24 protein-coding genes and 2 pseudogenes are annotated in these 21,012 nt (G+C 71.2%); 15 read left to right on the top strand and 11 right to left on the bottom strand.

Going from position 1 to position 21,012, the window contains the following annotated elements; translation table 11 throughout:
* Positions 1-400: 400 nt before the first annotated feature.
* The 4 genes from glnK to sutA all read left to right on the top strand — a co-directional run bounded on the left by glnK (position 401) and on the right by sutA (position 3,973).
* Positions 401-739 carry a P-II family nitrogen regulator gene (glnK, locus tag RA210_RS02455; RefSeq protein ID WP_136491710.1) on the top strand — a complete coding sequence of 113 codons (339 nt, stop codon included), beginning with the start codon at positions 401-403 and terminating at the stop codon, positions 737-739.
* A gap of 53 nt (positions 740-792) precedes the next feature.
* Positions 793-2,112, top strand: coding sequence for an ammonium transporter (locus tag RA210_RS02450; RefSeq protein WP_201485287.1), 1,320 nt, complete (start codon positions 793-795; stop codon positions 2,110-2,112).
* A gap of 74 nt (positions 2,113-2,186) precedes the next feature.
* Positions 2,187-3,440, top strand: coding sequence for an ammonium transporter (locus RA210_RS02445; protein ID WP_136491712.1), 1,254 nt, complete (start codon positions 2,187-2,189; stop codon positions 3,438-3,440).
* A gap of 221 nt (positions 3,441-3,661) precedes the next feature.
* Positions 3,662-3,973: a transcriptional regulator SutA gene (sutA, locus tag RA210_RS02440; protein ID WP_136491713.1), complete on the top strand. Its 312-nt coding sequence runs from the start codon at positions 3,662-3,664 to the stop codon at positions 3,971-3,973.
* Positions 3,974-4,037: 64 nt separating this feature from the next.
* Here sutA and RA210_RS02435 read toward each other — a convergent pair whose 3' ends face one another.
* Genes RA210_RS02435 through lptM form a run of 7 tightly spaced genes read right to left on the bottom strand, consistent with a single transcriptional unit; the run spans position 4,038 to position 9,088 of the window.
* On the bottom strand, positions 4,038-4,811 hold the full coding sequence (locus RA210_RS02435) for a CPBP family intramembrane glutamic endopeptidase (protein ID WP_201485286.1): 774 nt from the start codon (positions 4,809-4,811) through the stop codon (positions 4,038-4,040).
* Positions 4,811-5,512, bottom strand: coding sequence for an HAD family hydrolase (locus RA210_RS02430; RefSeq protein WP_136491861.1), 702 nt, complete (start codon positions 5,510-5,512; stop codon positions 4,811-4,813). Before RA210_RS02430 ends, RA210_RS02435 begins: the two co-directional genes overlap by 1 nt.
* Positions 5,513-5,570: 58 nt before the next feature.
* Positions 5,571-6,083 carry a tyrosine-type recombinase/integrase gene (locus tag RA210_RS02425; RefSeq protein ID WP_201485285.1) on the bottom strand — a complete coding sequence of 171 codons (513 nt, stop codon included), beginning with the start codon at positions 6,081-6,083 and terminating at the stop codon, positions 5,571-5,573.
* A gap of 51 nt (positions 6,084-6,134) precedes the next feature.
* Positions 6,135-6,821, bottom strand: coding sequence for a DUF484 family protein (locus RA210_RS02420; protein WP_201485284.1), 687 nt, complete (start codon positions 6,819-6,821; stop codon positions 6,135-6,137).
* Positions 6,818-7,648 carry a diaminopimelate epimerase gene (dapF, locus tag RA210_RS02415; RefSeq protein ID WP_201485283.1) on the bottom strand — a complete coding sequence of 277 codons (831 nt, stop codon included), beginning with the start codon at positions 7,646-7,648 and terminating at the stop codon, positions 6,818-6,820. Before dapF ends, RA210_RS02420 begins: the two co-directional genes overlap by 4 nt.
* A 13-nt stretch (positions 7,649-7,661) precedes the next feature.
* A complete protein-coding gene (gene lysA / locus RA210_RS02410; protein WP_201485282.1) occupies positions 7,662-8,909 on the bottom strand; it encodes a diaminopimelate decarboxylase in 1,248 nt (415 codons plus the stop codon).
* A 44-nt stretch (positions 8,910-8,953) separates the two neighbouring features.
* Positions 8,954-9,088: an LPS translocon maturation chaperone LptM gene (gene lptM, locus RA210_RS02405; protein WP_136491447.1), complete on the bottom strand. Its 135-nt coding sequence runs from the start codon at positions 9,086-9,088 to the stop codon at positions 8,954-8,956.
* Positions 9,089-9,227: 139 nt separating this feature from the next.
* Between lptM and cyaY the strand changes: the two genes are divergently transcribed.
* Entirely contained in the window at positions 9,228-9,560 is a 333-nt protein-coding gene (cyaY, locus tag RA210_RS02400) for an iron donor protein CyaY (protein WP_201485281.1), read from the top strand.
* Positions 9,561-9,855: 295 nt separating this feature from the next.
* Positions 9,856-10,260 (top strand): nucleoside diphosphate kinase regulator, encoded by a 405-nt coding sequence (rnk, locus tag RA210_RS02395; protein ID WP_136491445.1) that lies wholly within the window; start codon positions 9,856-9,858, stop codon positions 10,258-10,260.
* A 180-nt stretch (positions 10,261-10,440) separates the two neighbouring features.
* On the opposite strand, the gene RA210_RS02390 is transcribed toward rnk, so the two are convergent.
* The 3 genes from RA210_RS02390 to argH form a co-directional block, all read right to left on the bottom strand.
* On the bottom strand, positions 10,441-10,677 hold the full coding sequence (locus RA210_RS02390) for a TIGR02647 family protein (RefSeq protein ID WP_201485280.1): 237 nt from the start codon (positions 10,675-10,677) through the stop codon (positions 10,441-10,443).
* Between the two features lie 45 nt (positions 10,678-10,722).
* On the bottom strand, positions 10,723-11,178 hold the full coding sequence (locus RA210_RS02385) for a hypothetical protein (RefSeq protein ID WP_201485279.1): 456 nt from the start codon (positions 11,176-11,178) through the stop codon (positions 10,723-10,725).
* 91 nt (positions 11,179-11,269) lie between these two features.
* On the bottom strand, positions 11,270-12,664 hold the full coding sequence (gene argH / locus RA210_RS02380; RefSeq protein ID WP_201485278.1) for an argininosuccinate lyase: 1,395 nt from the start codon (positions 12,662-12,664) through the stop codon (positions 11,270-11,272).
* Positions 12,665-12,816: 152 nt separating this feature from the next.
* Here argH and RA210_RS02375 point away from each other — a divergent pair, with 152 nt between their 5' ends.
* The 9 genes and pseudogenes from RA210_RS02375 to RA210_RS02335 form a co-directional block, all read left to right on the top strand.
* A complete protein-coding gene (locus RA210_RS02375) occupies positions 12,817-13,896 on the top strand; it encodes a sensor histidine kinase (RefSeq protein ID WP_201485277.1) in 1,080 nt (359 codons plus the stop codon).
* Positions 13,893-14,636: a LytR/AlgR family response regulator transcription factor gene (locus RA210_RS02370; protein ID WP_201485276.1), complete on the top strand. Its 744-nt coding sequence runs from the start codon at positions 13,893-13,895 to the stop codon at positions 14,634-14,636. Before RA210_RS02375 ends, RA210_RS02370 begins: the two co-directional genes overlap by 4 nt.
* Before the next feature lie 114 nt (positions 14,637-14,750).
* Positions 14,751-15,689: a hydroxymethylbilane synthase gene (gene hemC, locus RA210_RS02365; RefSeq protein WP_201485275.1), complete on the top strand. Its 939-nt coding sequence runs from the start codon at positions 14,751-14,753 to the stop codon at positions 15,687-15,689.
* A complete protein-coding gene (locus RA210_RS02360) occupies positions 15,686-16,459 on the top strand; it encodes a uroporphyrinogen-III synthase (RefSeq protein WP_201485274.1) in 774 nt (257 codons plus the stop codon). The genes hemC and RA210_RS02360 overlap by 4 nt, the downstream gene beginning before the upstream one ends.
* A gap of 51 nt (positions 16,460-16,510) precedes the next feature.
* Positions 16,511-17,683 (top strand): uroporphyrinogen-III C-methyltransferase, encoded by a 1,173-nt coding sequence (locus tag RA210_RS02355; protein WP_201485273.1) that lies wholly within the window; start codon positions 16,511-16,513, stop codon positions 17,681-17,683.
* Positions 17,680-18,900 (top strand): heme biosynthesis HemY N-terminal domain-containing protein, encoded by a 1,221-nt coding sequence (locus tag RA210_RS02350; RefSeq protein WP_136491801.1) that lies wholly within the window; start codon positions 17,680-17,682, stop codon positions 18,898-18,900. Before RA210_RS02355 ends, RA210_RS02350 begins: the two co-directional genes overlap by 4 nt.
* A gap of 131 nt (positions 18,901-19,031) precedes the next feature.
* Positions 19,032-19,523: a disulfide bond formation protein B gene (locus tag RA210_RS02345; RefSeq protein WP_136491802.1), complete on the top strand. Its 492-nt coding sequence runs from the start codon at positions 19,032-19,034 to the stop codon at positions 19,521-19,523.
* A 197-nt stretch (positions 19,524-19,720) separates the two neighbouring features.
* On the top strand, positions 19,721-20,194 hold the full coding sequence (gene rsd, locus RA210_RS02340; RefSeq protein ID WP_136491803.1) for a sigma D regulator: 474 nt from the start codon (positions 19,721-19,723) through the stop codon (positions 20,192-20,194).
* A gap of 81 nt (positions 20,195-20,275) precedes the next feature.
* Positions 20,276-20,651 (top strand): annotated as a pseudogene (locus RA210_RS02335) (AlgP family protein); the annotation flags it as partial.
* A gap of 109 nt (positions 20,652-20,760) precedes the next feature.
* Here RA210_RS02335 and RA210_RS21675 read toward each other — a convergent pair.
* Positions 20,761-21,012 (bottom strand): annotated as a pseudogene (locus tag RA210_RS21675) (MFS transporter); the annotation flags it as partial.

Here is a 21,012-nt window from a genome sequence, read left to right as displayed (position 1 = left end):
GCGTGGCGGCGCGCCGGCTGCGCACTTTCATGGTGCGTTCCGCTGTGGGAATGGTGGCGCGCTGGGCGTTTTTTGCCCTTCGTTGTGGGCGTTGCGCACTGTTGTGGTGCAAAAAACGGCGGCGGTCCCCCTGGCGCGCCCGGGTGGCGGGATAACTCCCTGAAAAAACAGCAAATGCGAAAAGCTGGCAAGGATTCTGCTTATGCCTGTACAGCCGGTGCCCGGGTGCAAGAGCGTCGGGCAGGGCGAGGCAGGGGAGTGCTTCGCCAGCAGCCGCCGGCCGACGTTGAATCCAGCCTGCGCGGCGTCTGCCACCTGTTACAAACGTCGGACTCTGCGCTTAGACTTGTCATGGGTTCGTTGTTCCTGGGGCAAGTCCACCATTACGGGAGAAACTTTCATGAAGCTAGTCACCGCCATCATCAAGCCGTTCAAGCTCGACGACGTGCGCGAGTCGCTGTCGGAAATCGGCGTGCAGGGCATTACCGTCACCGAGGTCAAGGGCTTCGGCCGTCAGAAGGGCCACACCGAGCTGTATCGCGGCGCCGAATACGTCGTCGACTTCCTGCCCAAGGTGAAGATCGAGGTGGCCGTCGCCGACGACCAGCTGGACTCGGTCATCGACGCCATCACCAAGGCGGCCAACACCGGCAAGATCGGTGACGGCAAGATCTTCGTGGTCAACCTGGAGCAGGCCATCCGCATCCGTACCGGCGAAACCGGCACCGACGCGATCTAACCGCACCGCGCTACCTACTACTCCACCGAACCCCAACGCCCCAGGAGTAACACATGACTCTGCGCAAGATCGCAGGGCTAGGAGCCCTATTGTCTGTCGTCAGCCCGGGCCTGGCCCTGGCGGCCGAAGGAGCGACCCTGAACAGCGGCGACACAGCCTGGATGCTGACCGCCACGGCTCTGGTCCTGTTCATGACCATTCCCGGTCTGGCCCTGTTCTATGGCGGCATGGTCCGCTCCAGAAACATTCTTTCGGTGATGATGCAGTGCTTCGCCATCACCGGCCTGATGAGCATCCTCTGGTTCGTCTACGGCTACAGCCTGGCCTTCGACACCACCGGCATGGAGGCTGGAGTGACCAACTTCAGCTCCTTCGTCGGTGGCCTTTCCAACCTGTTCCTCGGCAAGCTGACCAAGGAGGCCCTGATCGGCGCCTTCCCGGAAAGCGTGTTCGTCACCTTCCAGATGACCTTCGCGATCATCACCCCGGCGCTGATCGTCGGCGCCTTCGCCGAGCGCATGAAGTTCTCCGCCATGCTGATCTTCATGACCGTGTGGTTCACCCTGGTCTACGCGCCGATCGCGCACATGGTGTGGGCCGGTGACGGCGCGCTGATGTGGGACTGGGGCGTGCTCGACTTCGCCGGCGGCACCGTGGTGCATATCAACGCCGGTATCGCCGGCCTGGTGGCCTGCATCGTGCTGGGCAAGCGCAAGGGCTACCCGACCACCCACATGGCGCCGCACAACCTCGGCTACACCCTGATGGGCGCCGCCATGCTGTGGGTCGGCTGGTTCGGCTTCAACGCCGGCTCGGCGATCGCCGCCAACGACACCGCCGGCATGGCCATGCTGGTGACCCAGATCGCCACCGCCGCCGCCGCGCTGGCCTGGATGTTCGCCGAGTGGCTCACCCACGGCAAACCCAGCGCGCTGGGCATCGCCTCCGGCGTGGTCGCCGGCCTGGTCGCCATCACTCCGGCCGCCGGCACCGCCGGCCCGGCGGGCGCCCTGGTGATCGGCCTGGTGTCCGGCGTGGTGTGCTTCTTCTGCGCCACCAGCCTCAAGCGCAGGCTCGGCTACGACGATTCGCTGGACGCCTTCGGCGTGCACGGCGTCGGCGGCATCGTCGGCGCCATCCTCACCGGCGCCTTCGCGGCACCGGCCCTGGGCGGCTTCGGCGAGGTGGAGAACATCGGCCTGCAGCTGTGGATCCAGCTCAAGGGCGTGCTGTTCACCGTGGTCTACACCGCCATCGTCACCTTCGTGATCCTCAAGGTGGTCGACATGGTCGTCGGTCTGCGCGTCAGCGAGGAGCAGGAGACCGTCGGTCTCGACCTGTCCGAGCACAACGAGCGCGGCTACAACCTCTGAGGACGTAGCGGGCGCCCGGGAAACCGGGCGCCCGCCCAGCGGCGCGCCAGCGCCCCCGGCAAAAGGCTTTTGTCATGGATACCAATGCTCTGATTCCGCTCCAGTATGCGCTGGACACCTTCTACCTGCTGCTCTGCGGCGCCCTGGTCATGTGGATGGCCGCCGGCTTCGCGATGCTCGAGGCCGGTCTGGTGCGCGCCAAGAACACCACCGAGATCCTCACCAAGAACGTCACCCTGTACGCCGTGGCCTGCGTGATGTACCTGCTGGTCGGCTACCACATCATGTACTCCAGCCCCGAAGGCGGCTTCCTGCCGAGCCTGGGCTTCCTGATCGGCGACGAGCACGCCGTCGACCTGGTCGCCGCCGGCGGCGACGACGCCCCCGCCTACGCCAAGCGCGCCGACTTCTTCTTCCAGGTGGTGTTCGTCGCCACCGCCATGTCGATCGTCTCCGGTGCGGTGGCCGAGCGCATGAAGCTGTTGGCCTTCCTCGCCTTCGCGGTGGTGATGACCGGCTTCATCTACCCGGTCCAGGGCTACTGGAAGTGGGGAACCGGCTTCCTCAACCAGGCCGGCTTCCTCGACTTCGCCGGTTCCGGCGTGGTGCACCTGTGCGGCGCCACCGCGGCCCTGGCCGGCGTCCTGCTGCTCGGCGCGCGGCGCGGCAAGTACGGCGCCAACGGCCAGGTCAACGCCATCCCCGGCGCCAACCTGCCGCTGGCGACCCTGGGCGCGCTGATCCTGTGGTTCGGCTGGTTCGGCTTCAACGGCGGCTCGCAGCTCGCCATCAGCAGCATCGAGAACGCCAACGCGGTCGCCTCGGCCTTCGTCAACACCAACATGGCCGCGGCCGGCGGCATGCTCGCCGCGCTGATCGTCGCGCGCCTGCTGTTCGGCAAGTTCGACCTGACCATGGCCCTCAACGGCGCCCTGGCCGGCCTGGTGGCGATCACCGCCGAGCCGGTGACCCCGTCGGCGCTGGCCGCCGTGCTGATCGGCGGCGTGGGCGGCGTGCTGGTAGTGGTCGGCGTGCTGACCCTCGACAAGCTGAAGATCGACGACCCGGTGGGCGCCATCTCCGTGCACGGCCTCGGCGGCCTGTGGGGCCTGCTGGCGGTGCCGCTGACCAACGACGCGGGCAGCTTCGCCGCCCAGCTGCTCGGCATCGTCTGCATCTTCGGCTGGGTGTTCGCCGCCAGCCTGGTGATGTGGGGCATCCTCAAGGCGCTGATCGGCCTGCGCGTCGACGCCGAGGACGAGTACACCGGCGTGGACATCGCCGAATGCGGCATGGAGGCCTACCCGGAGTTCACTCGCAAGAGCTGATCCGCGGGGCTGCCGCAGACGCGACGAGGGGCACCTGCGGGTGCCCTTTGCTTTTTCTCGCGGCACGCTAGAATGCGCGCAAACGGGCCGGCCCGCCCTCCCGGCCCCGCCGCAGCGGGGCGACGGCGGGGGTGGGGCCGGCAAATCTGCACCGGCGGCGCGCACGGGCGACGTGGCTGGGCTATATACACTCTGCTTTGAACAGCAGCATGGGGTTGATCATGAGCGAAGAAGATCTCGAACAGGACGAGCTGGAGGGCGCCGAGGAGGCGGAGGAAGAGCTGGGCGCCGCCCCGGACGACGATGGCGACGGCGACGACGAGGTGGCAGCCCCGGTCGCCAAGAAGACCAAGAAGGAGGCCGAGCCCGAGGAGCTGCCCTCCATCGAGGCCAAGCAGAAGGAACGCGACGCGCTGGCCAGGGCGATGGAGGAGTTCCTCGCCCGCGGTGGCAAGGTGCAGGAAATCGAATCCAACGTGGTTGCCGACCCGCCGAAGAAGCCGGACAGCAAGTACGGCAGCCGCCCCATCTGATCCACGCGATCGCTGGCTGGCGCAAGGGCGATCCCGGAGTGTCCGGGATCGCCCTTTTCCGTTTTCAGAGGCTGCGCAGCGGGTAGCTGAGCAGCAGGAAGTGCGCGAGGTTGACCGCGCCGTGCAGCAGCACCGCCGGCCACAGCCGGCCGGACAGTTGCAGCAGCCAGCCGTAGCCGAGGCCGGCCACGGTGGCGACCACGGCGAAGCCGATGCTGAACGGCGCGTGGGCCAGGCCGAACAGCAGGGCGGTCAGGGCGATGCCGCGCGCGGCGCCGAGGCGCGCGACCAGCGCGCCCTGCAGCAGGGCGCGGAACAGCAGCTCCTCGGCCAGCGCCGTCACCCCGAGATTCACCGCCAGCCAGACCGCCAGCTCCGGCGGCCACTTCGGCTGCCAGGCCACCACGCCGAGGGCCAGGGCCAGCGCCGGTACCGCCAGCAGGGTGGCCAGGGCGCACAGCCAGGCCGCATGCGGCCGCGCCGGACGCGGGTGCGGCTGGCGCCACCACCAGGCCAGCAGGGTGGCGCCGAGCAGCAGCTTGTCCCAGTGCAGACGCACGGCGTAGGGCGCGGCGTCGGCGCTGAGCGCGCGCGGCGCGCTCAGTTGCAGAGGGGCGAAGCCGGGCAGTGCATGGGCGGCCAGCGCGGTGCCGGCCAAGAGGCTGGCGCCCAGCCACAGGCCGGCGGGCAGGGCGCGCGGCGGCTGCAGCACCCAGAGGACGAACAGCGTACCGACCAGCAGGCCGGCCGGCTGGATGCCGCCGGCGAGCAGTCCGGTCAGCAGCGCCAGAGCCGGCAGCAGCGGGGCAGCGAGCGGGGCGCGGGCAGCGCCCGCCATCAGCCCGCCTGCCAGCGGGCCAGCAGCGCCGGCAGCTCGGCGAGGCTGGCGACCTGTGCGTCCGGTGCGCGTTCGCCTTCCCAGGCCTTGCCCTGCGGGTTGATCCAGATGGCGCGCAGGCCGGCGCCCTGGGCGCCGGCGATGTCGTCGCGCGGATGGTCGCCGACGTGTACCGCCGCCTCGGCCGGCACGCCGGCTTCGGCGAGCGCGGCGTGGAAGGCGCGCGGGTCGGGCTTGCTCACGCCCAGTTGCTCGGCGCTGAAGGCGAAGCGGAAGTAGTCGGCGATGCCGATGCGCTGCACGTCGGCGTTGCCGTTGGTCAGCACGCCGAGGGCGAAGCGCCCGGCCAGCTGCTCGAGGGTCGGACGCACCTCGGGGAACAGGGCGACCTGCTGGCGGGCGGCGAGGAAGTGCGCGAAGGCGCCCTGCGCCAGTGCATCGGCTTCGGCCTCGGCGTAGCCGGCCTGGCGCAGGCTGCGCTGCAGCGCCCGCTGGCGCAGCTCGCTGATGCGGATCTGCAGGGTCGGCTCCTGCGCCAGCAGCCACTGGCGGTTGGCGCGGATCTGCGCGCCGGCCTCGTCGCCCAGGCGCGGGGCGTGCTCGGCGAGCCAGCGATGCAGCGCGGTTTCGGCGGACTCCAGCACCGGCGGGGCGTCCCACAGGGTGTCGTCGAGGTCGAAGATGATCAGGCGCAGGCTCAAGGGCGGTCTCCGCGGCGGCGGGGTGTTCCAGTCGATTTCCGCATCATACCGCCGGGGCTCAGTCGGCGCCGCTCTCGTCGTCGTGCGGCGTGCGCCGATGGGCGCGCGGGTGGGCCCGCTCGTAGGCCCGCGCCAGGTAGCGGAAGTCGAGGCGGGCGTAGGCCTGCGCGCGCTCGCTGCCGGCGTCGTCGGGCGGCTCCGCCGGCGCTGCGGCTTCGCGGCTGACGGCGGGCAGCGGGCTGGCGGCCAGTTCGCGCAGGCCGGCCGCGCGCACGCGCTGCTGGAGCGCCCGCGGGGTCAGGCGCCGGCCCTGGCGGCCGACGAACAGCGCCGGCTCGACGGCCACCGCCTGGCGCAGCGTCAGCCACTCCTGCAGCGCGGCGCGCACCTGGCGGCCGAGCGCCAGCTCGCGGCGCTGCCCGTGTCCGGCCGGCAGCTGCAGCAGGCCGGCGGCGAGGTCGAGCTGGGCCAGGTCGAGGCGGCTCAGCTCGCTCAGGCGCAGGCCGGCGTAGAACAGCTCGCGAACGGCCCGGTCGCGACAGGCGTGGAAGTCGTCCGGGGCGGCACGCATGGCGGGCTCCTTGGGGCTGCGGATGCCCCGTGGGGGATTGCCGGGCGGCGTTCAGCGCACCGCGCGCAGCGGCGGCACCAGGCGCGGCAGCAGGCGCGCGACTATCTCGGCCACGTGGCCGAGGAACACCGTGCCCAGCGAGCTCTTGTAGTGCTGCGGATCGGGACTGCCGAGGGCCAGTACGCCGTGCAGGCCCTGGTGGCTGAGCACCGCGACTGCCGCCGAGCCGATGCTGCCGACCTGCTCGGCAGGGAACAGGAAGGCCAGCTCCTCGGCGCGCAGTACGCCGCACACCGTCTTGTTGCCGCCGAGCAGGGCGCCGATGCGCTGCTGGGCCTCGCGCTCGCCGACCCAGCGACCTACCGCCGGCGGGTTGTCGCTGAACAGCAGCAGGCTGACGAAGGGCACCTGGAAGTCGTGGCGCAGGCCGTCCTCCACCGCGGCGACCAGCTCCTCGAGGCCCTCGGCGTCGAGCAGGGCGACGATCAGCCGGCGGGTGCGCTCGAACAGGCGGTCGTTGTCGCGAGCGATGTCCATCAGCTGGGTGAGGCGCGCGCGCAGCTCGTGGTTGCGCTCGCGCAGCAGGCGCAGCTGGCGCTCGACCAGCGACACCGCATGGCCCGCCTCGTGGGGGATCAGCAGCTGCTCGAGCAGCGCGTCGCGGCCGACGAAGAACTGCGGGTGCGCCGCCAGCCAGGCGGCGACCTGTTCGGCGTCCAGCTCCGGCAGCTCGCTCACAGGCGCACCTGGCCTTCGAACACGCGCAGCGCCGGGCCGGTCATCAGCACCGGCGCACCCGGGCCGGCCCACTCGATGGACAGGCTGCCGCCGGGCAGGCTGATCTGCACCGGCGACTGCAGCCAGCCCTGGCGGATGCCGGCCACCGCGGCGGCGCAGGCGCCGGTGCCGCAGGCCTGGGTCTCGCCGCAGCCGCGTTCCCACACGCGCAGGCGCGCATGGTGGGCGTCGACCACCTGCAGGAAGCCGATGTTGGCCTTCTGCGGGAAGCGCGGGTGGGTTTCCAGCTGCGGGCCGAGCTGGTGTACCGGCGCCGTGTCGACGTTGTCGACGCGCAGCACGCCGTGGGGGTTGCCCATCGACACCGCGGCCAGTTCCAGCGTGCGCCCGTCCACCTCGACCTCGTAGGCGATCGCCGCTTCCGGGGCGACGAAGGGGATCTCCGCGGGCGCCAGGCGCGGCGCGCCCATGTCCACGGTGATCTGCCCGTCGCTGCGCACGTTCAGCTCGATCACGCTGTTCTTGGTCTCGACGCGGATGCGCTTCTTGGCGGTCAGGCGCTTGTCCAGCACGAAGCGGGCGAAGCAGCGCGCGCCGTTGCCGCACTGCTCCACCTCGGAGCCGTCGGCGTTGAAGATGCGGTAGCGGAAGTCGACGTCCGGGCGGCTCGGCGGCTCGACGATCAACAGCTGGTCGAAGCCGACGCCGGTGTGGCGGTCGCCCCACTGGCGCACGTGCTTGGGCTGGATGTGGGCGTGCTGGGTGACCAGGTCGAGGACCATGAAGTCGTTGCCCAGCCCGTGCATCTTGGTGAAACGCAGCAGCATGCCGGCCTCCGGATCAGTTGGGCAGCAGGCTTTCGCCGGCGTAGAGTTCCTCGAGGGTCTCGCGGCGGCGCACCAGATGCACCTGCTCGCCGTCCACCAGCACCTCGGCGGCGCGGCCGCGGGTGTTGTAGTTGGAACTCATCACGAAGCCGTAGGCGCCGGCCGAGCGCACCGCCAGCAGGTCGCCCTCGGCCAGCACCAGCTCGCGGTCCTTGCCGAGGAAGTCGCCGGTCTCGCAGATCGGCCCGACCAGGTCGTAGCGGCGCGCCTCGCCGCTGCGCGGCTGCACCGCCACGATGTCCATCCACGCCTGGTACAGCGCCGGGCGGATCAGGTCGTTCATCGCCGCGTCGATCACCGCGAAGTCCTTGTGCTCGGTGTGCTTGAGGTACTCGACGCGGGTCAGCAGCACGCCGGCGTTGGCGACGATCGAGCGGCCCGGCTCGAACACCAGGGCCAGCTCGCGGCCCGCCAGGCGTTCGCGCACCGCCTTGATGTAGTCGCCGGCCAGCGGCGGCTCCTCGTCGCGGTAGCGCACGCCGAGGCCGCCGCCCAGATCCAGGTGCCGGATGGTGATGCCGCGCTCGGCCAGGCGGTCGACCAGCGCCAGCAGGCGCTCGAGGGCGTCGAGGAACGGCTCGAGCTGGGTCAGCTGCGAGCCGATGTGGCAGTCGACGCCGACCACCTCGAGGTTCGGCAGCTCGGCGGCGCGGACGTAGACCGCCTCGGCGGCGTCGATGGCGATGCCGAACTTGTTCTCCTTGAGGCCGGTGGAGATGTACGGATGGGTCTGCGCGTCGACGTCGGGGTTGACGCGCAGCGACACCGGCGCCCTGACGCCCAGTTCGGCAGCGACTTCCTGCAGGCGCTCCAGCTCGACGTCGGATTCGACGTTGAAGCAGTGCACGCCGACCTCGAGGGCGCGGCGCATGTCGTCGCGGCTCTTGCCGACCCCGGAGAAGACGATCTTGCCCGGCTCGCCGCCGGCGGCCAGCACGCGCTCCAGTTCGCCGCGCGAGACGATGTCGAAGCCGGCGCCGAGGCGCGCGAGCACGTTGAGCACGCCGAGGTTGGAGTTGGCCTTGACCGCGAAGCACACCAGGTGCTCCATGCCGGCCAGCGCATCGGCGTAGGCGCGGTACTGCGCCTCGATGTGGGCGCGCGAATAGACGTAGGTGGGGGTGCCGAAGCGCTCGGCGATCGCGGACAGCGCCGCGCCTTCCGCGAACAGCTGGCCGTCGCGGTAGTCGAAGGATTGCATGCAGCCTCCTGGGGGCGTCCGCCCACAGGCGGACGCACGGAATCTTAGAGTTCGAAGCGGTCTTTGCTGCTACCGGCGTTCTTGTCGCCCGGCAGGTACAGCGGACCTTTCTGGCCGCAGCCGGTGAGGCCGGCGCTGAGCACGATCAGCGCAAGGAGCGGAAGCAGCAGGCGCTTCATGGCGGAAATCCTTGTAAAAGCATCGATTGCGCCGGAGTATACCGACCCCCCGAGGGCTTGCCTATGCGCCGGGACGCGCGGCGGACGCGGCCTGCGCGGGGCCTTGTGTATGCAACCCAGTTTCCGCGGAGAACAGCCGATGAGCCTCACCGAAGCCCGCTTCCACAGCCTGGTGGACGCCCTGCAACTGGCGGTCGAAGACGCCTTCGACGCCAGCGACCTGGACGTCGATCTGGAGAACAGCGGCGGCGTGCTGACCGTGCGCTTCGACAACGGCAGCCAGCTGATCTTCAGCCGCCAGGAGCCGCTGCGCCAGCTGTGGCTGGCGGCGCGCTCCGGCGGCTTCCACTTCGATTACGACGAGAGTGCTGCGCGCTGGGTGTGCGACGCCGGCGGCGAGCCGCTGCCGGCCATGCTGGCGCGTCTGGTCCGCGAGCAGGCCGGCGAGGACGTCGACTTCTCCGCGCTCTGAGCGCCGTCCGGAGCGTGCCCGTACTCCGCGCGGGCACACCGCCCGCGCCGCTCCTGCGGCCGGGGGCATTGATCCGGCCGGCTTGCCTATTCGCCTTGCTGTGGTATGGTCGCTGCAAACCCCGCCTGCGCCGGTTGTGTAAAGACACCGCGTCGGGCGATGCGCCGTTGGAAGCGGTCGACCCCCGTGGTCGCCCTTTCGGCTTTGCTTCGCCGACGTTTGCGACGTTTTCACACAGCCTGCTCGGGTGGGGTTTTGCTTTTTCCCGATCACGTCAAGGAGCCCTGCCGACATCATGAGCCTGTCGCCGCCCATCACCATCACCCGTCTCGACCTGCAGCGTCTGGAGAAGCTGCTGGACAGCCTGGAGGACTACGGCCCCACCGCCGAGGCACTGGAGCGCGAACTCGAGCGCGCCGAGGTGGTCGGTCTCGACGCGGTGCCGCCGGGCGTGGTGACCATGAACTCCACCGCCCACTGCCGCGAGGAAGCCAGCGGCAAGGAATACCATCTGACCCTGGTCTACCCGCACGAGGCGGGCGCCGAGGGCACGGTGTCGGTGCTGGCGCCGGTCGGCTGTGCGCTGCTCGGCCTGTCGGTCGGCCAGACCATCGACTGGGAAGTGCCCGGCGGCAAGCGCCTCAAGCTGACCCTGCTCGGCGTCGACTACCAGCCGGAGGCCGCCGGCGAGGTGCGCTGAAGGCGGCCTGACGGCAAGAACGCAAACAGCCCGCGACCGGGAGACCGGCGCGGGCTGTTGGCTTTCTGGGCTACGCGATGCGTAGGGTGGAAAACCCGCGCAGCGGTTTTCCGCCTTGGCCGCGTGTCGCTGGCTGGTGGAAAGGGCCCGCGGTCGTTTTCCAGCCTACGGCAGAGGCGATCAGGCCGGCTGCAGGATGGTCAGCACGGTGCGCAGCTGCTCGGTGGCGTCGAGGCCGAGGCTGGTCAGGTAGCCGCCGTCGGCCTGGGAGATCAGGCCCTTGGCGTGCAGGCGCGCTCCGGCGGCGATCATCTGCGGCGCGGCGTCCTGGTGGATCTTGAGGCCCTCCTGGGTGTTGTCCGGGTTGAACAGGGTGAGCAGTTCCAGTTCGGCGATCAGCTCGGGATTCAGGTGCATGGTGCCTCCGGTGCGGTCGCGGCAGCTGGATGCTGCCGCTTGTCGTTATTCGTCTTCCTCGGCGTCGCCCTGCAGGGCCTCGGGCAGCTCGGGCAGGGCGCGCAGCATGCGTTCGTAGCCGGCGCCGTCGAACGGGCGGTTGTCGGCCAGCATGTTCTCGATCTCGTGGGCGAGGATCAGCGCCATCAGGCGCACGGCATCCTCGCGTGGGTAGCCGACCAGGGTCAGCTTGTTGAGGGTGGCCTGGGCCGCGACCGGCTCGCCGGCGGCGATCTGGTTCTCGATGGCTTCGATCAGCTTTTCTTCGGCGAAGACGGCATCGTCCTCGGCGTGGTGTTCGGTCATGGCGGGGGACTCGTCGGGAGGCGGCGGATTCTCTTCGTCCAGCCGGCAGAGGGTGCAGCTGCCATCATCCGGGCGGCTGGTCTCGATGTAGCGCAGGCGGCGGCTGGCCGACTGGCGGTCGGCGCTGACGCGAAAGCGCGGGCGGTCGGTGGGCATGGCGGGCATTCCGGGCGGCCTTGGCCTCCTTCATAACCCGCCGCTGCCGGGCACGGCAAGCGCTCCTTGGTCGGAGCGCCTGCCGCGGGGGTCAGCGCGCGGCCAGCAGCTCGCGGCCGCGGGCCACGGCGGCGCGCACCTGGGCCGGGGCGGTGCCGCCGATGTGGTCGCGGGCGTTGACCGAGCCTTCCAGGGTCAGCACGGCGAACACGTCGGCGTCGATCTGGTCGCTGAACTGGCGCAGTTCGTCGAGGCTCATCTCGGCCAGGTCCTTGCCAGTCTGCACACCATACTTCACCGCGTGGCCGACGATCTCGTGGCAGTCGCGGAACGGCAGGCCCTTGCGCACCAGGTAGTCGGCCAGATCGGTGGCGGTGGAGAAGCCGCGGCGCGCCGCCTCGCGCATCACCTCGACGCGCGGCCTGATCGCCGGGACCATGTCGGCGAAGGCGCGCAGCGAGTCGTGCAGGGTGTCGGCGGCGTCGAACAGCGGCTCCTTGTCCTCCTGGTTGTCCTTGTTGTAGGCCAGCGGCTGGCCCTTCATCAGGGTCAGCAGGCCGGTCAGCGCGCCGAACACCCGGCCGCTCTTGCCGCGTACCAGCTCGGGGACGTCGGGGTTCTTCTTCTGCGGCATGATCGACGAGCCGGTGCAGAAACGGTCGGGCAGCTCGATGAAGTTGAACTGGGCGGAAGTCCACAGCACCAGCTCTTCGGAGAAGCGCGACAGGTGCATCATCGCCAGGGATGCGGCGGCGCAGAATTCGATGGCGAAGTCGCGGTCCGACACGCCGTCCAGCGAGTTGCCGCCGATGGCCTCGAAACCGAGCAGCCGGCAGGTGATCTCGCGCTGGATCGGGTAGGTGGTGCCGGCCAGCGCGGCGGAGCCGAGCGGCATGCGGTTGACCCGCTTGCGGCAGTCGACCAGGCGCTCGTAGTCGCGCGACAGCATCTCGAACCAGGCCAAGAGGTGGTGGCCGAAGCTCACCGGCTGGGCGGTCTGCAGGTGGGTGAAGCCGGGCATGATCACCTCGGCGTGCTGCTCGGCCTGCGCCAGCAGACCCTCCTGCAGGCGGCTGATCTCGCCGAGGATGACGTCGATCTCGTCGCGCAGCCACAGGCGGATGTCGGTGGCCACCTGGTCGTTGCGGCTACGGCCGGTGTGCAGCTTCTTGCCGGTGATGCCGATGCGGTCGGTCAGGCGCGCCTCGATGTTCATGTGCACGTCTTCCAGATCGACGCGCCAGTCGAACTGGCCGGCTTCGATCTCGGCCTGGATCTGCGTCAGGCCGTCGATGATCGCGTCGCGCTCGGCGGCGGTCAGCACACCGGCCTGCTCGAGCATGGTGGCGTGGGCGATGGAGCCCATGATGTCGTGGCGGTACAGGCGCTTGTCGAAGTCGACGGAGGCGGTGAAGCGGGCGACGAAGGCGTCGACCGGCTCGCTGAAGCGGCCGCCCCAGGACTGGTTGGTTTTTTCGCTGCTCATCGGTGTCTCGTGCTGTGCATGCGTCGGTGAAGGGAGTGGCGGGCATGATAGCAGCTCGCCCGGCAAAACCCGGCAGCGGCATTCGGTGACGGCGGTCACCGTGGCGGCGGGCCGGGCTTGCCGGACGAGCGGTCGGCGCCGACACTGCCGGCATGCGCAGAACCTGGTCCACCGGCACCCGCCCGCCGGCCTCCTCCGACGATTTCTTCCTCCCCGAGCTGTGCGCGCCGGAGGCGCTGCTCAGCCTGGTGCTGCTCGCCGAGCTGCTGGTGCTGGTGCTGGTGCTGGCCGAGCCGCTGCAGCCGGCGTTCGACTGGGTGCGCCTGGCGCTGACCTCGCTGTTCGTGCAGTGGAACGTGCTGCTCGCGGCGGCGGCGCTGTGCCGGCTGCGCCCCTGGCTGATGCGCCTGCCGCAGGCGCTGGCCGGCATCCTCTGCGGCGCGCTGGTGGTGGCGCTGACCCTGGCCTGCACTTGGGCGGCCGGCCACTTCGGCCTGGCCGCGCCGCGGCCGCAGGAGGGGCAGGTCAGCCTCTACCTGCGCCACGGCCTGATCGCGCTGATCATGTCCGGGCTGGTGCTGCGCTACTTCTGGCTGCAGAGCCAGTGGCGCCGCCAGCAGCAGGCCGAGCTGCGCGCGCGGCTGGAGGCGCTGCAGGCACGCATCCGCCCGCACTTCCTGTTCAACAGCCTGAACAGCATCGCCAGCCTGATCGCCGTCGATGCCGACAAGGCCGAGCAGGCGGTGCTCGACCTCTCCGACCTGTTCCGCGCCAGCCTGGCCAAGCCGGGCAGCCTGGTGGCCTGGCGCGACGAGCTGGCCCTGGCGCGCCGCTACCTGTCGATCGAGCAGTACCGCCTGGGGCCGCGCCTGCAGCTGGACTGGCGGATCGACGGCGTGCCGGCGGACCTGCCGGTCCCGCAGCTGACCCTGCAGCCGCTGCTGGAGAACGCCATCATCCACGGCATCCAGCCGCGCATCGACGGCGGCCGGGTCGAGGTGCTGGCCGAGTACGCCGCTGGCCAGTTCCACCTGTGCGTCAGCAACCCGCTGGCGGCGGGGGAGGCGGCGGAATCCGGCGGCACCCGCCTGGCGCTGAACAACATCCAGGCGCGGCTGGCGGCACTTTTCGGGCCAGAGGCGAGTCTTACCTGCGAGCGCCGTGACGGACGGCACTTCACCTGTCTACGCTATGCTTGTGGAAGACCCACGCAGGAAGCCAGATCATCATGAATGTCCTGATCGTCGACGATGAACCCCTGGCGCGTGAGCGCCTGGCCCGGCTGGTCGGGCAACTGGATGGCTATCGCGTCCTCGAACCTGCCGCCGGCAACGGCGAGGAAGCGCTGGCTCTGATCGACTCGCTGAAGCCGGACATCGTCCTGCTCGACATCCGCATGCCCGGCCTCGACGGCCTGCAGGTGGCGGCCCGGCTGTGCGAGCGCGAGGCGCCGCCGGCGGTGATCTTCTGCACCGCCCACGACGAGTTCGCCCTCGAGGCGTTCCAGGTCAGCGCGGTCGGCTACCTGGTCAAGCCGGTGCGCCTGGAGGCGCTGGAGGAGGCGCTGAAGAAGGCCGAGCGGCCCAACCGCGTGCAACTGGCCGCGCTCGGCCGCCCGGCGGAAGATCAGGGCGCACCGCGCAGCCACATCGGCGCGCGCACCCGCAAGGGCATCGATCTGATCCCGCTGGAGCAGGTGATCTACTTCATCGCCGACCACAAGTACGTGACCCTGCGCCACGAGCACGGCGAGGTGCTGCTCGACGAGCCGCTCAAGGCGCTGGAGGAGGAGTTCGGCCCGCGCTTCGTGCGCATCCACCGCAACGCCCTGGTCGCCCGCGAGCGCATCGAGCGCCTGCAGCGCACCGCCCTCGGCCACTTCCAGCTGTACCTGCGCGGCCTCGGCGACGAGGCGCTGACCGTCAGTCGCCGCCATGTGGCCGGGGTGCGCAAGCTGATGCACGAGCTCTGATCCCCGGCGCGGTGCCGGCCGGGCCGGCGTCGCCCCTTCCTTGCGCCCGGCCGATCCAGCCGGCGCGCCGAGCCTGCTATGATCGCGGCAATTCACCTGCATCCGGAATTGCCCATGCCCCGCGAAATCCGCATCGCCACCCGCAAGAGTGCCCTCGCCCTGTGGCAGGCCGAATACGTCAAGGCCCGTCTCGAGTCGGCCCATCCCGGCCTGCTCGTCAGCCTGGTGCCGATGGTCAGCCGCGGCGACAAGCTGCTCGATGCGCCGCTGGCGAAGATCGGCGGCAAGGGCCTGTTCGTCAAGGAGCTGGAGACCGCCCTGCTGGACAACGAGGCGGACATCGCCGTGCACTCGATGAAGGACGTGCCGATGGACTTCCCCGAGGGGCTCGGCCTGTACTGCATCTGCGAGCGCGAGGACCCGCGAGACGCCTTCGTCTCCAACACCTTCGCCAGCCTCGATGCGCTGCCCGCCGGCAGCGTGGTCGGCACCTCCAGCCTGCGCCGCCAGGCCCAGCTGCTGGCGCGCCGTCCGGACCTGAAGATCCAGTTCCTGCGCGGCAACGTGAACACCCGCCTGGCCAAGCTCGACGCCGGCGAGTACGACGCCATCATCCTCGCCGCCGCCGGGCTGATCCGCCTCGGCTTCGAGCAGCGCATCCGCGCCTTCATCAGCGCCGAGGACAGTCTGCCGGCCGGTGGCCAGGGCGCGGTGGGCATCGAGTGCCGCAGCGCCGATGCCGAGGTGCACGCCCTGCTGGCACCGCTGCACCACGTCGACACCGCCGACCGGGTCAACGCCGAGCGCGCGCTGAACAAGCACCTCAACGGCGGCTGCCAGGTGCCGATCGCCTGCTACGCGCTGCTCGAGGGCGACCAGCTGTGGCTGCGCGGCCTGGTCGGCCAGCCCGACGGCGGCGCGCTGCTGCGCGCCGAGGCCCGCGCCCCGCGCGCCGCCGCCGAGGCGCTCGGCGTGCAGGTGGCCGAGGCGCTGCTGGCCCAGGGCGCCGACCGCATTCTCGCCGCGGTCTACGGCGAGGCCGGCCAGCCGTGAGCGACTGGCGCCTGCTGCTGACCCGTCCGGCCGAGGACTGCGCCGCGCTGGCGCAGACCCTGGCCGGGCACGGCGTGTTCGGCCACTGCCTGCCGCTGCTGGAGATCGAGGCGCTCCCGGAAACCCCGGAGCAGCGCGCGGTGTTCCTCGACCTCGACCGCTACTGCGCGGTGCTGGCGGTCAGCAAGCCGGCCGCCCGCCTGGGCCTGGCGCTGCTCGACCGCTACTGGCCGCAGCCGCCGATGCGCCAGCGCTGGTTCGCCGTCGGCGCCGCCACCGGCGCGCTGCTTGACGCCTACGGCCTGGACGCCTGCTGGCCGGAGGCGGGCGACGACAGCGAGGCGCTGCTGGCTCTGCCGGCGCTGCACGAGGCGCTCGCCGTGCCTGACCCGCGGCTGCTGATCCTGCGCGGCGAGGGCGGCCGCGACTGGCTCGGCGAACGCTTGCGCGAGCAGGGGGTAGCCGTCGACTATCTTTGCCTGTATCGGCGCCGCCTGCCGGCCCATCCGGCCGGCGCGCTGGCCGGCGCGGTGCGCGAACATGCGCTCAATGGACTGGTGGTCAGCAGCGGCGAGGGCCTGGCCAACCTGCAGGTGCTGGCCGGCGCCGACTGGCCGGCGCTGGCGCGCCTGCCGCTGTTCGTGCCCAGCCCGCGGGTCGCCACGCTGGCGCGCGCGGCCGGTGCCCTGGATGTACGAGACTGCCGCGGGGCGAGCGCCGCGGCGCTGCTGGCGTGCCTGGCCGACGAGCCGCGCGCCGGGAAATGCTGAGCCGGGCAGCCTGAGCTGCCGGGCGGATGAAACGACCAGAAGGATGCCGACGTGACCGATCCCGCCCCGCAAACCGAACAAGTCGCCGCCGAGACGCCCGCTGCGCCGCCGCGGCCGGCAGCCGCACGCAATGGCCGGGCGCTGCCCGTGCTGACCCTGCTGCTGGGCGCCGGCGCCCTGCTGGTGGCCGGCTGGAGCCTGCGCCAGGTCGCCGGCCTGCAGGAGGCCGACGCCCGCCAGCAGGAGGCGATGGCCGAGGCGCACCGCCAGGGCCAGGAGCTGGCCGAGCGCGAGCAGGTGCTCAGCCGGCAGCTCGAGCAGCTGCCCGCGCCGGCCGAACTGGAGACGCGCCGCCGCCTGCTCGCCGAACTGCAGGCCGGCCAGCAGCAGCTCGGCGAGCGGGTCGACCGCGTGCTCGGCGCCAGCCGCCAGGAGTGGCGCCTGGCCGAGGCCGAGCACCTGCTGCGCCTGGCCAGCCTGCGCCTGGCGGCGCTGCAGGACGTCAACAGCGCGCGCTTCCTGCTCGCTGCTGCCAACGAGATCCTTCGCGATCACGACGATCCGGCCGCCTTCGCCGCCCGCGAGCGGCTGGTGAGTGCGCTGGAGTCCCTGCAGACCCTGCCTGCGGTCGACCGCACCGGCCTGTTCCTGCAGCTCGGCGCCCTCGGCGAGCAGGCCGCCGGCCTCAACACCCGGCGTCCCGAATTCCAGCCGCGGGACGGCGCGCTGCCGGCCGCGGCACAGGTCGCCGAGGGCGACGGCGCCAGCCGCTGGGCGCAGTGGTGGCAGCACGTCAGCGGCTTCGTGCGCCTGGAGTTCACCGCCAGCGACGAGGTCAGGCCGCTGCTCGCCGGGCAGACCCTCGAGCAGCTGCGCCTGGCCCTGCGTCTGGCCCTGGAGCAGGCACAGTGGGCGGCGCTCAACGCCCAACCGCAGGTCTACCGCGGCGCGCTGGAGCAGGCGCGCGGCTTGGTGCAGCGCTACTTCGGCCTGGACAGCGCGGAGAACCACGCCTTCTACACCCGTCTCGGCGAGCTGGCCAACCAGCCGGTGGCTCTCGAGCTGCCCGACCTGACGCCGGCGCTCAACGCCCTACAGGCCTACCTCGGCCAGCGCGAGCGCGCCGCGCTGGAAGCTGCCGGCGCGGCGCCCAGGACCCCCGAGGCCTCGTCCGCGCCGCCGGCGGCGCCCGGCAGCGCGCCGGCGCAGGAGGCCAGCCAATGAACCGCACCTTCCTGCTGTTCCTGCTCGCGATCTTCGCCGCCGCGCTGCTCGGCCTGCTGATCGCCGAGGAGGCCGGCTACGTGCTGATCGCCTGGAAGGGCTTCCGCTACGAGTCCACCCTGTGGGTGTTCCTCGCCCTCGGAGCGGTCCTCTGGGCGCTGCTGGCCGGCGTGCGCCTGCTGCTCGGCCTGCTGGGCGCCTCGGGGCGGCTGGTCAACCCCTGGTCCGGGCGCAACCGCACGCGGCGCATGCAGCAGGCGGCCCAGCGCGGCCTGCTGGAGCTGGCCGCCGGGCGCTGGTCGCATGCCCTGCGCTTGCTGCGCCGGGTCGCCGTGCACAGTTCGCAGCCGCTGGTGCCCTACCTGGCCGCCGCCCGCGCGGCCAGCGAGCTGGGCGAGCACGCCAGCGCCGACCAGTTGCTCGAGGAGGCCCGCCAGCGCGAGCCGAAGGCGGCGCTGGCCGTCGACCTGGTGCAGGCCCAGCTGCTGATGGCGCGCGGGGCGGATGCCGAGGCGGCGAGCGTGCTGCAGGCGGTCCGCGACAAGCACCCGCGGCATCCCCACGTCCTGCGCCTGCTGGCGCAGCTGCAGCCGCGGCTGGGCAACTGGGCGGCGCTGTGCGAGCTGCTGCCCGAGCTGCGCCGGCAGAAGCTGCTGGCGGACGACGAGCTGGAGGCCCTCGAACTGCGCGCCCGTCGCGCCCTGCTGGAGCAGGCCGCAGCCGCTGGCGAGGCGCCGCTGGATGCGCTGCGCCAGGCGTGGCAGCAGCTGCCCCAGGCGCAGCGGCAGAAGCCGGCGCTGGTGGGCTGCCATGCCGAGCTGCTGCAGCGCCTGGGCGGTGGCGCGGAGGCCGAGGAGCTGCTGCGCGCCGCGCTCAAGCGCGACTACGACGCGCGCCTGGCCTACCTCTACGGGCTGGTCCAGGGGCGCGATCCGGCGCGCCAGCTGGCCAGCGCCGAGTCCTGGCTGAAGGGCCGCCCGGCCGACGCCGGCCTGCTGCTCAGCCTCGGCCGCCTGGCCCTGCGCAACCAGCTGTGGGGCAAGGCGCGCGATTACCTCGAGCACAGCCTGCAGCTCGAGCGGCGCGTCGAGACCTATGCCGAGCTGGCGCGCCTGCTGGCGCGCCTCGGCGAGGTCGAGCGCAGCAACCGCCTGCTGCAGGAGGGGTTCGGCCTGTTCGGCGGCGAACTGCCGGCGCTGCCGCAGCCGGCGCGCTGAGCGCATGGCGGCCGTGACGGTCGTCGCCTCGCACTTGACAGGTGGTGTCCAGCGTCTGCCGGGCGGCCTTGAAAGCCCGCCCGGCTTTCCTCTACCGTAGCGGCCTTCCGTTTCCTCCCACCGGAGCCGCCATGCCGCTGGCCAACCCCCGCCTGCTCAACCTTCTCGCCTTCCTCGCCTGCGCCGCGCTGCTGGCCTTCGGCCTCTACCTGGAGCATGCCGAGGGGCTCGAGCCCTGCCCGCTGTGCGTCGTCCAGCGCATCGAGTTCATCGGCGTCGGTCTCGCCTGCCTGGCGGCCGCCATCCACGGCCCGCAGCGTCGCGGTCGGCGCGTCTATGCCGGCCTGACTCTGCTGTTCGCCGCCGCCGGCCTCGCCTCGGCCGGCCGCCAGGTCTGGCTGCAGGGGCTGCCAGCGGACCAGCTGCCGGCCTGCCTGCCGAGCCTCGAGTACATGATGGAGGCGCTGCCGTTCCAGGACATCGTGCGCCTGATGCTGCACGGCACCGCCGACTGCGCCGAGGTGACCTGGACCCTGCTCGGCCTGAGCATCCCCGAGTGGAGCCTGCTGGCCTTCGCCGGCTTCGCCGCGCTGGCCGTGCTGCAGCTGCTGCGTCGCGACTGAGAATCGCCTCAAACGGCTGTATCAAAGTTTTCCCGGTGATGGCTTGCTGCCAGCGGCGGGGCCGGCATAGTCTGGCCGCCACCGGTCGCTGCTGGAGGCTGTCGCCGGGCAGTCCTCGCGGGGCCGGCAGCGATGCCGGGCGGCATCGTTTTCCCATGCGCACAACAACTCCACCGACGCGGGAAGCGAGGAAAACCATGCTCGAGAACTGTCGCAACGCCCAGGAACGCTGGGGTGGTGTCCACCTGCTGTTGGACCGCTGGCTGCAGGAGCGGCATCAGCTGGTCAGCGCCTTCCAGGCCCTCAATGCCCGTCCGCAGACCAGCGGACCCCTGCTGGAGGAGTTCTGCGCGCAGCTGATGGACTACCTGTCCGCCGGCCATTTCGAGATCTACGAGCAGTTGCTCGGCGAGGCGCGCGCCTTCGGCGACGGCCCGGCGCTGGTCTTGGCGGCCAAGGTGTTTCCGCAGCTCGAGGCCAGCACCGCGGTCATGCTCGACTTCAACGACCGCTGCGACAACGGCGACTGCCGCGACAGCGCCTGCGTCGCTCACGAGCTGGAGAAGCTCGGCCAGTTGCTGGAGCAGCGCTTCGAGCTGGAAGACTGCCTGATCGAGGTGCTGCACAACGTGCACAGCGGTGCGGCCACCAGCCAGGCCGGCCAGGCCTGAGCCGCGGCAGGACTGGAGCCTCTGGAAGCCCCGTCGCCGCCGGACTAGTATGGGGGGACACTCATAGCCGGGAGGCATTTCATGGCGACCAGGAACAAGCCAGTCACCACGCCGCTGCATCTGCTGCAGCAGCTGTCCCACAGTCTGCTCGAACATCTGGAGCAGGCCTGCAGCCAGGCGCTGGTGGATGCCGAGAAGCTGCTGGCCAAGCTGGAGAAGCAGCGCAGCAAGGCCCAGGACAAGCTGCACAAGGCTTCCGCCCGCCTCGAGGAGGCCGCCGCCGCCGGCAAGGCCAAGGCCCAGGCCAAGGCGCGCGAGAGCATCGCCGAGCTGGAGGAGCTGCTCGACACCCTCCGCCAGCGCCAGGGTGAAACCCGCGACTACATCGTGCGCCTGAAGGCCGATGCCGAGCAGAGCCTGCACCTGGCCCAGGGCATCGGCAAGGTCAAGGAGAGCGTGGCCAGCCTGCTGGCCCGCCGCGAGGCCGGCGAAGCCGAAGCGCAGGCCGTTACCAAGCCGCGCGCGCCACGGCGTCCGCGCGTCGCCGCAGCGCCCGCCGTGGCGCCGATCCCCGCCGCGGCGCCGACGCGCACGCGGCGCAACTGCCGACGCTGCTCGCCGTAGATGATGAACGGAATCATGGCGAAGAAGCCGACCAGCAGGCCGACCAGGTAGACCCACCAGTGCTCCTCCTTCGGCAGCCCGTCCTGCTCGACCAGCGCCAGCGGCAGGGCGACGAAGCTGGCCATCAGGATGGCGTGCAGCGCGGCGATGCCGAAGTCCAGGCGCAGCAGCTGGCCATCGCGCAAGGTCGGCCA

This window comes from Pseudomonas sp. OF001, assembly GCF_904426495.1.
Classification (GTDB): Bacteria; Pseudomonadota; Gammaproteobacteria; order Pseudomonadales; family Pseudomonadaceae; genus Geopseudomonas.
This window is presented reverse-complemented; position numbering and strand designations above follow the sequence as displayed.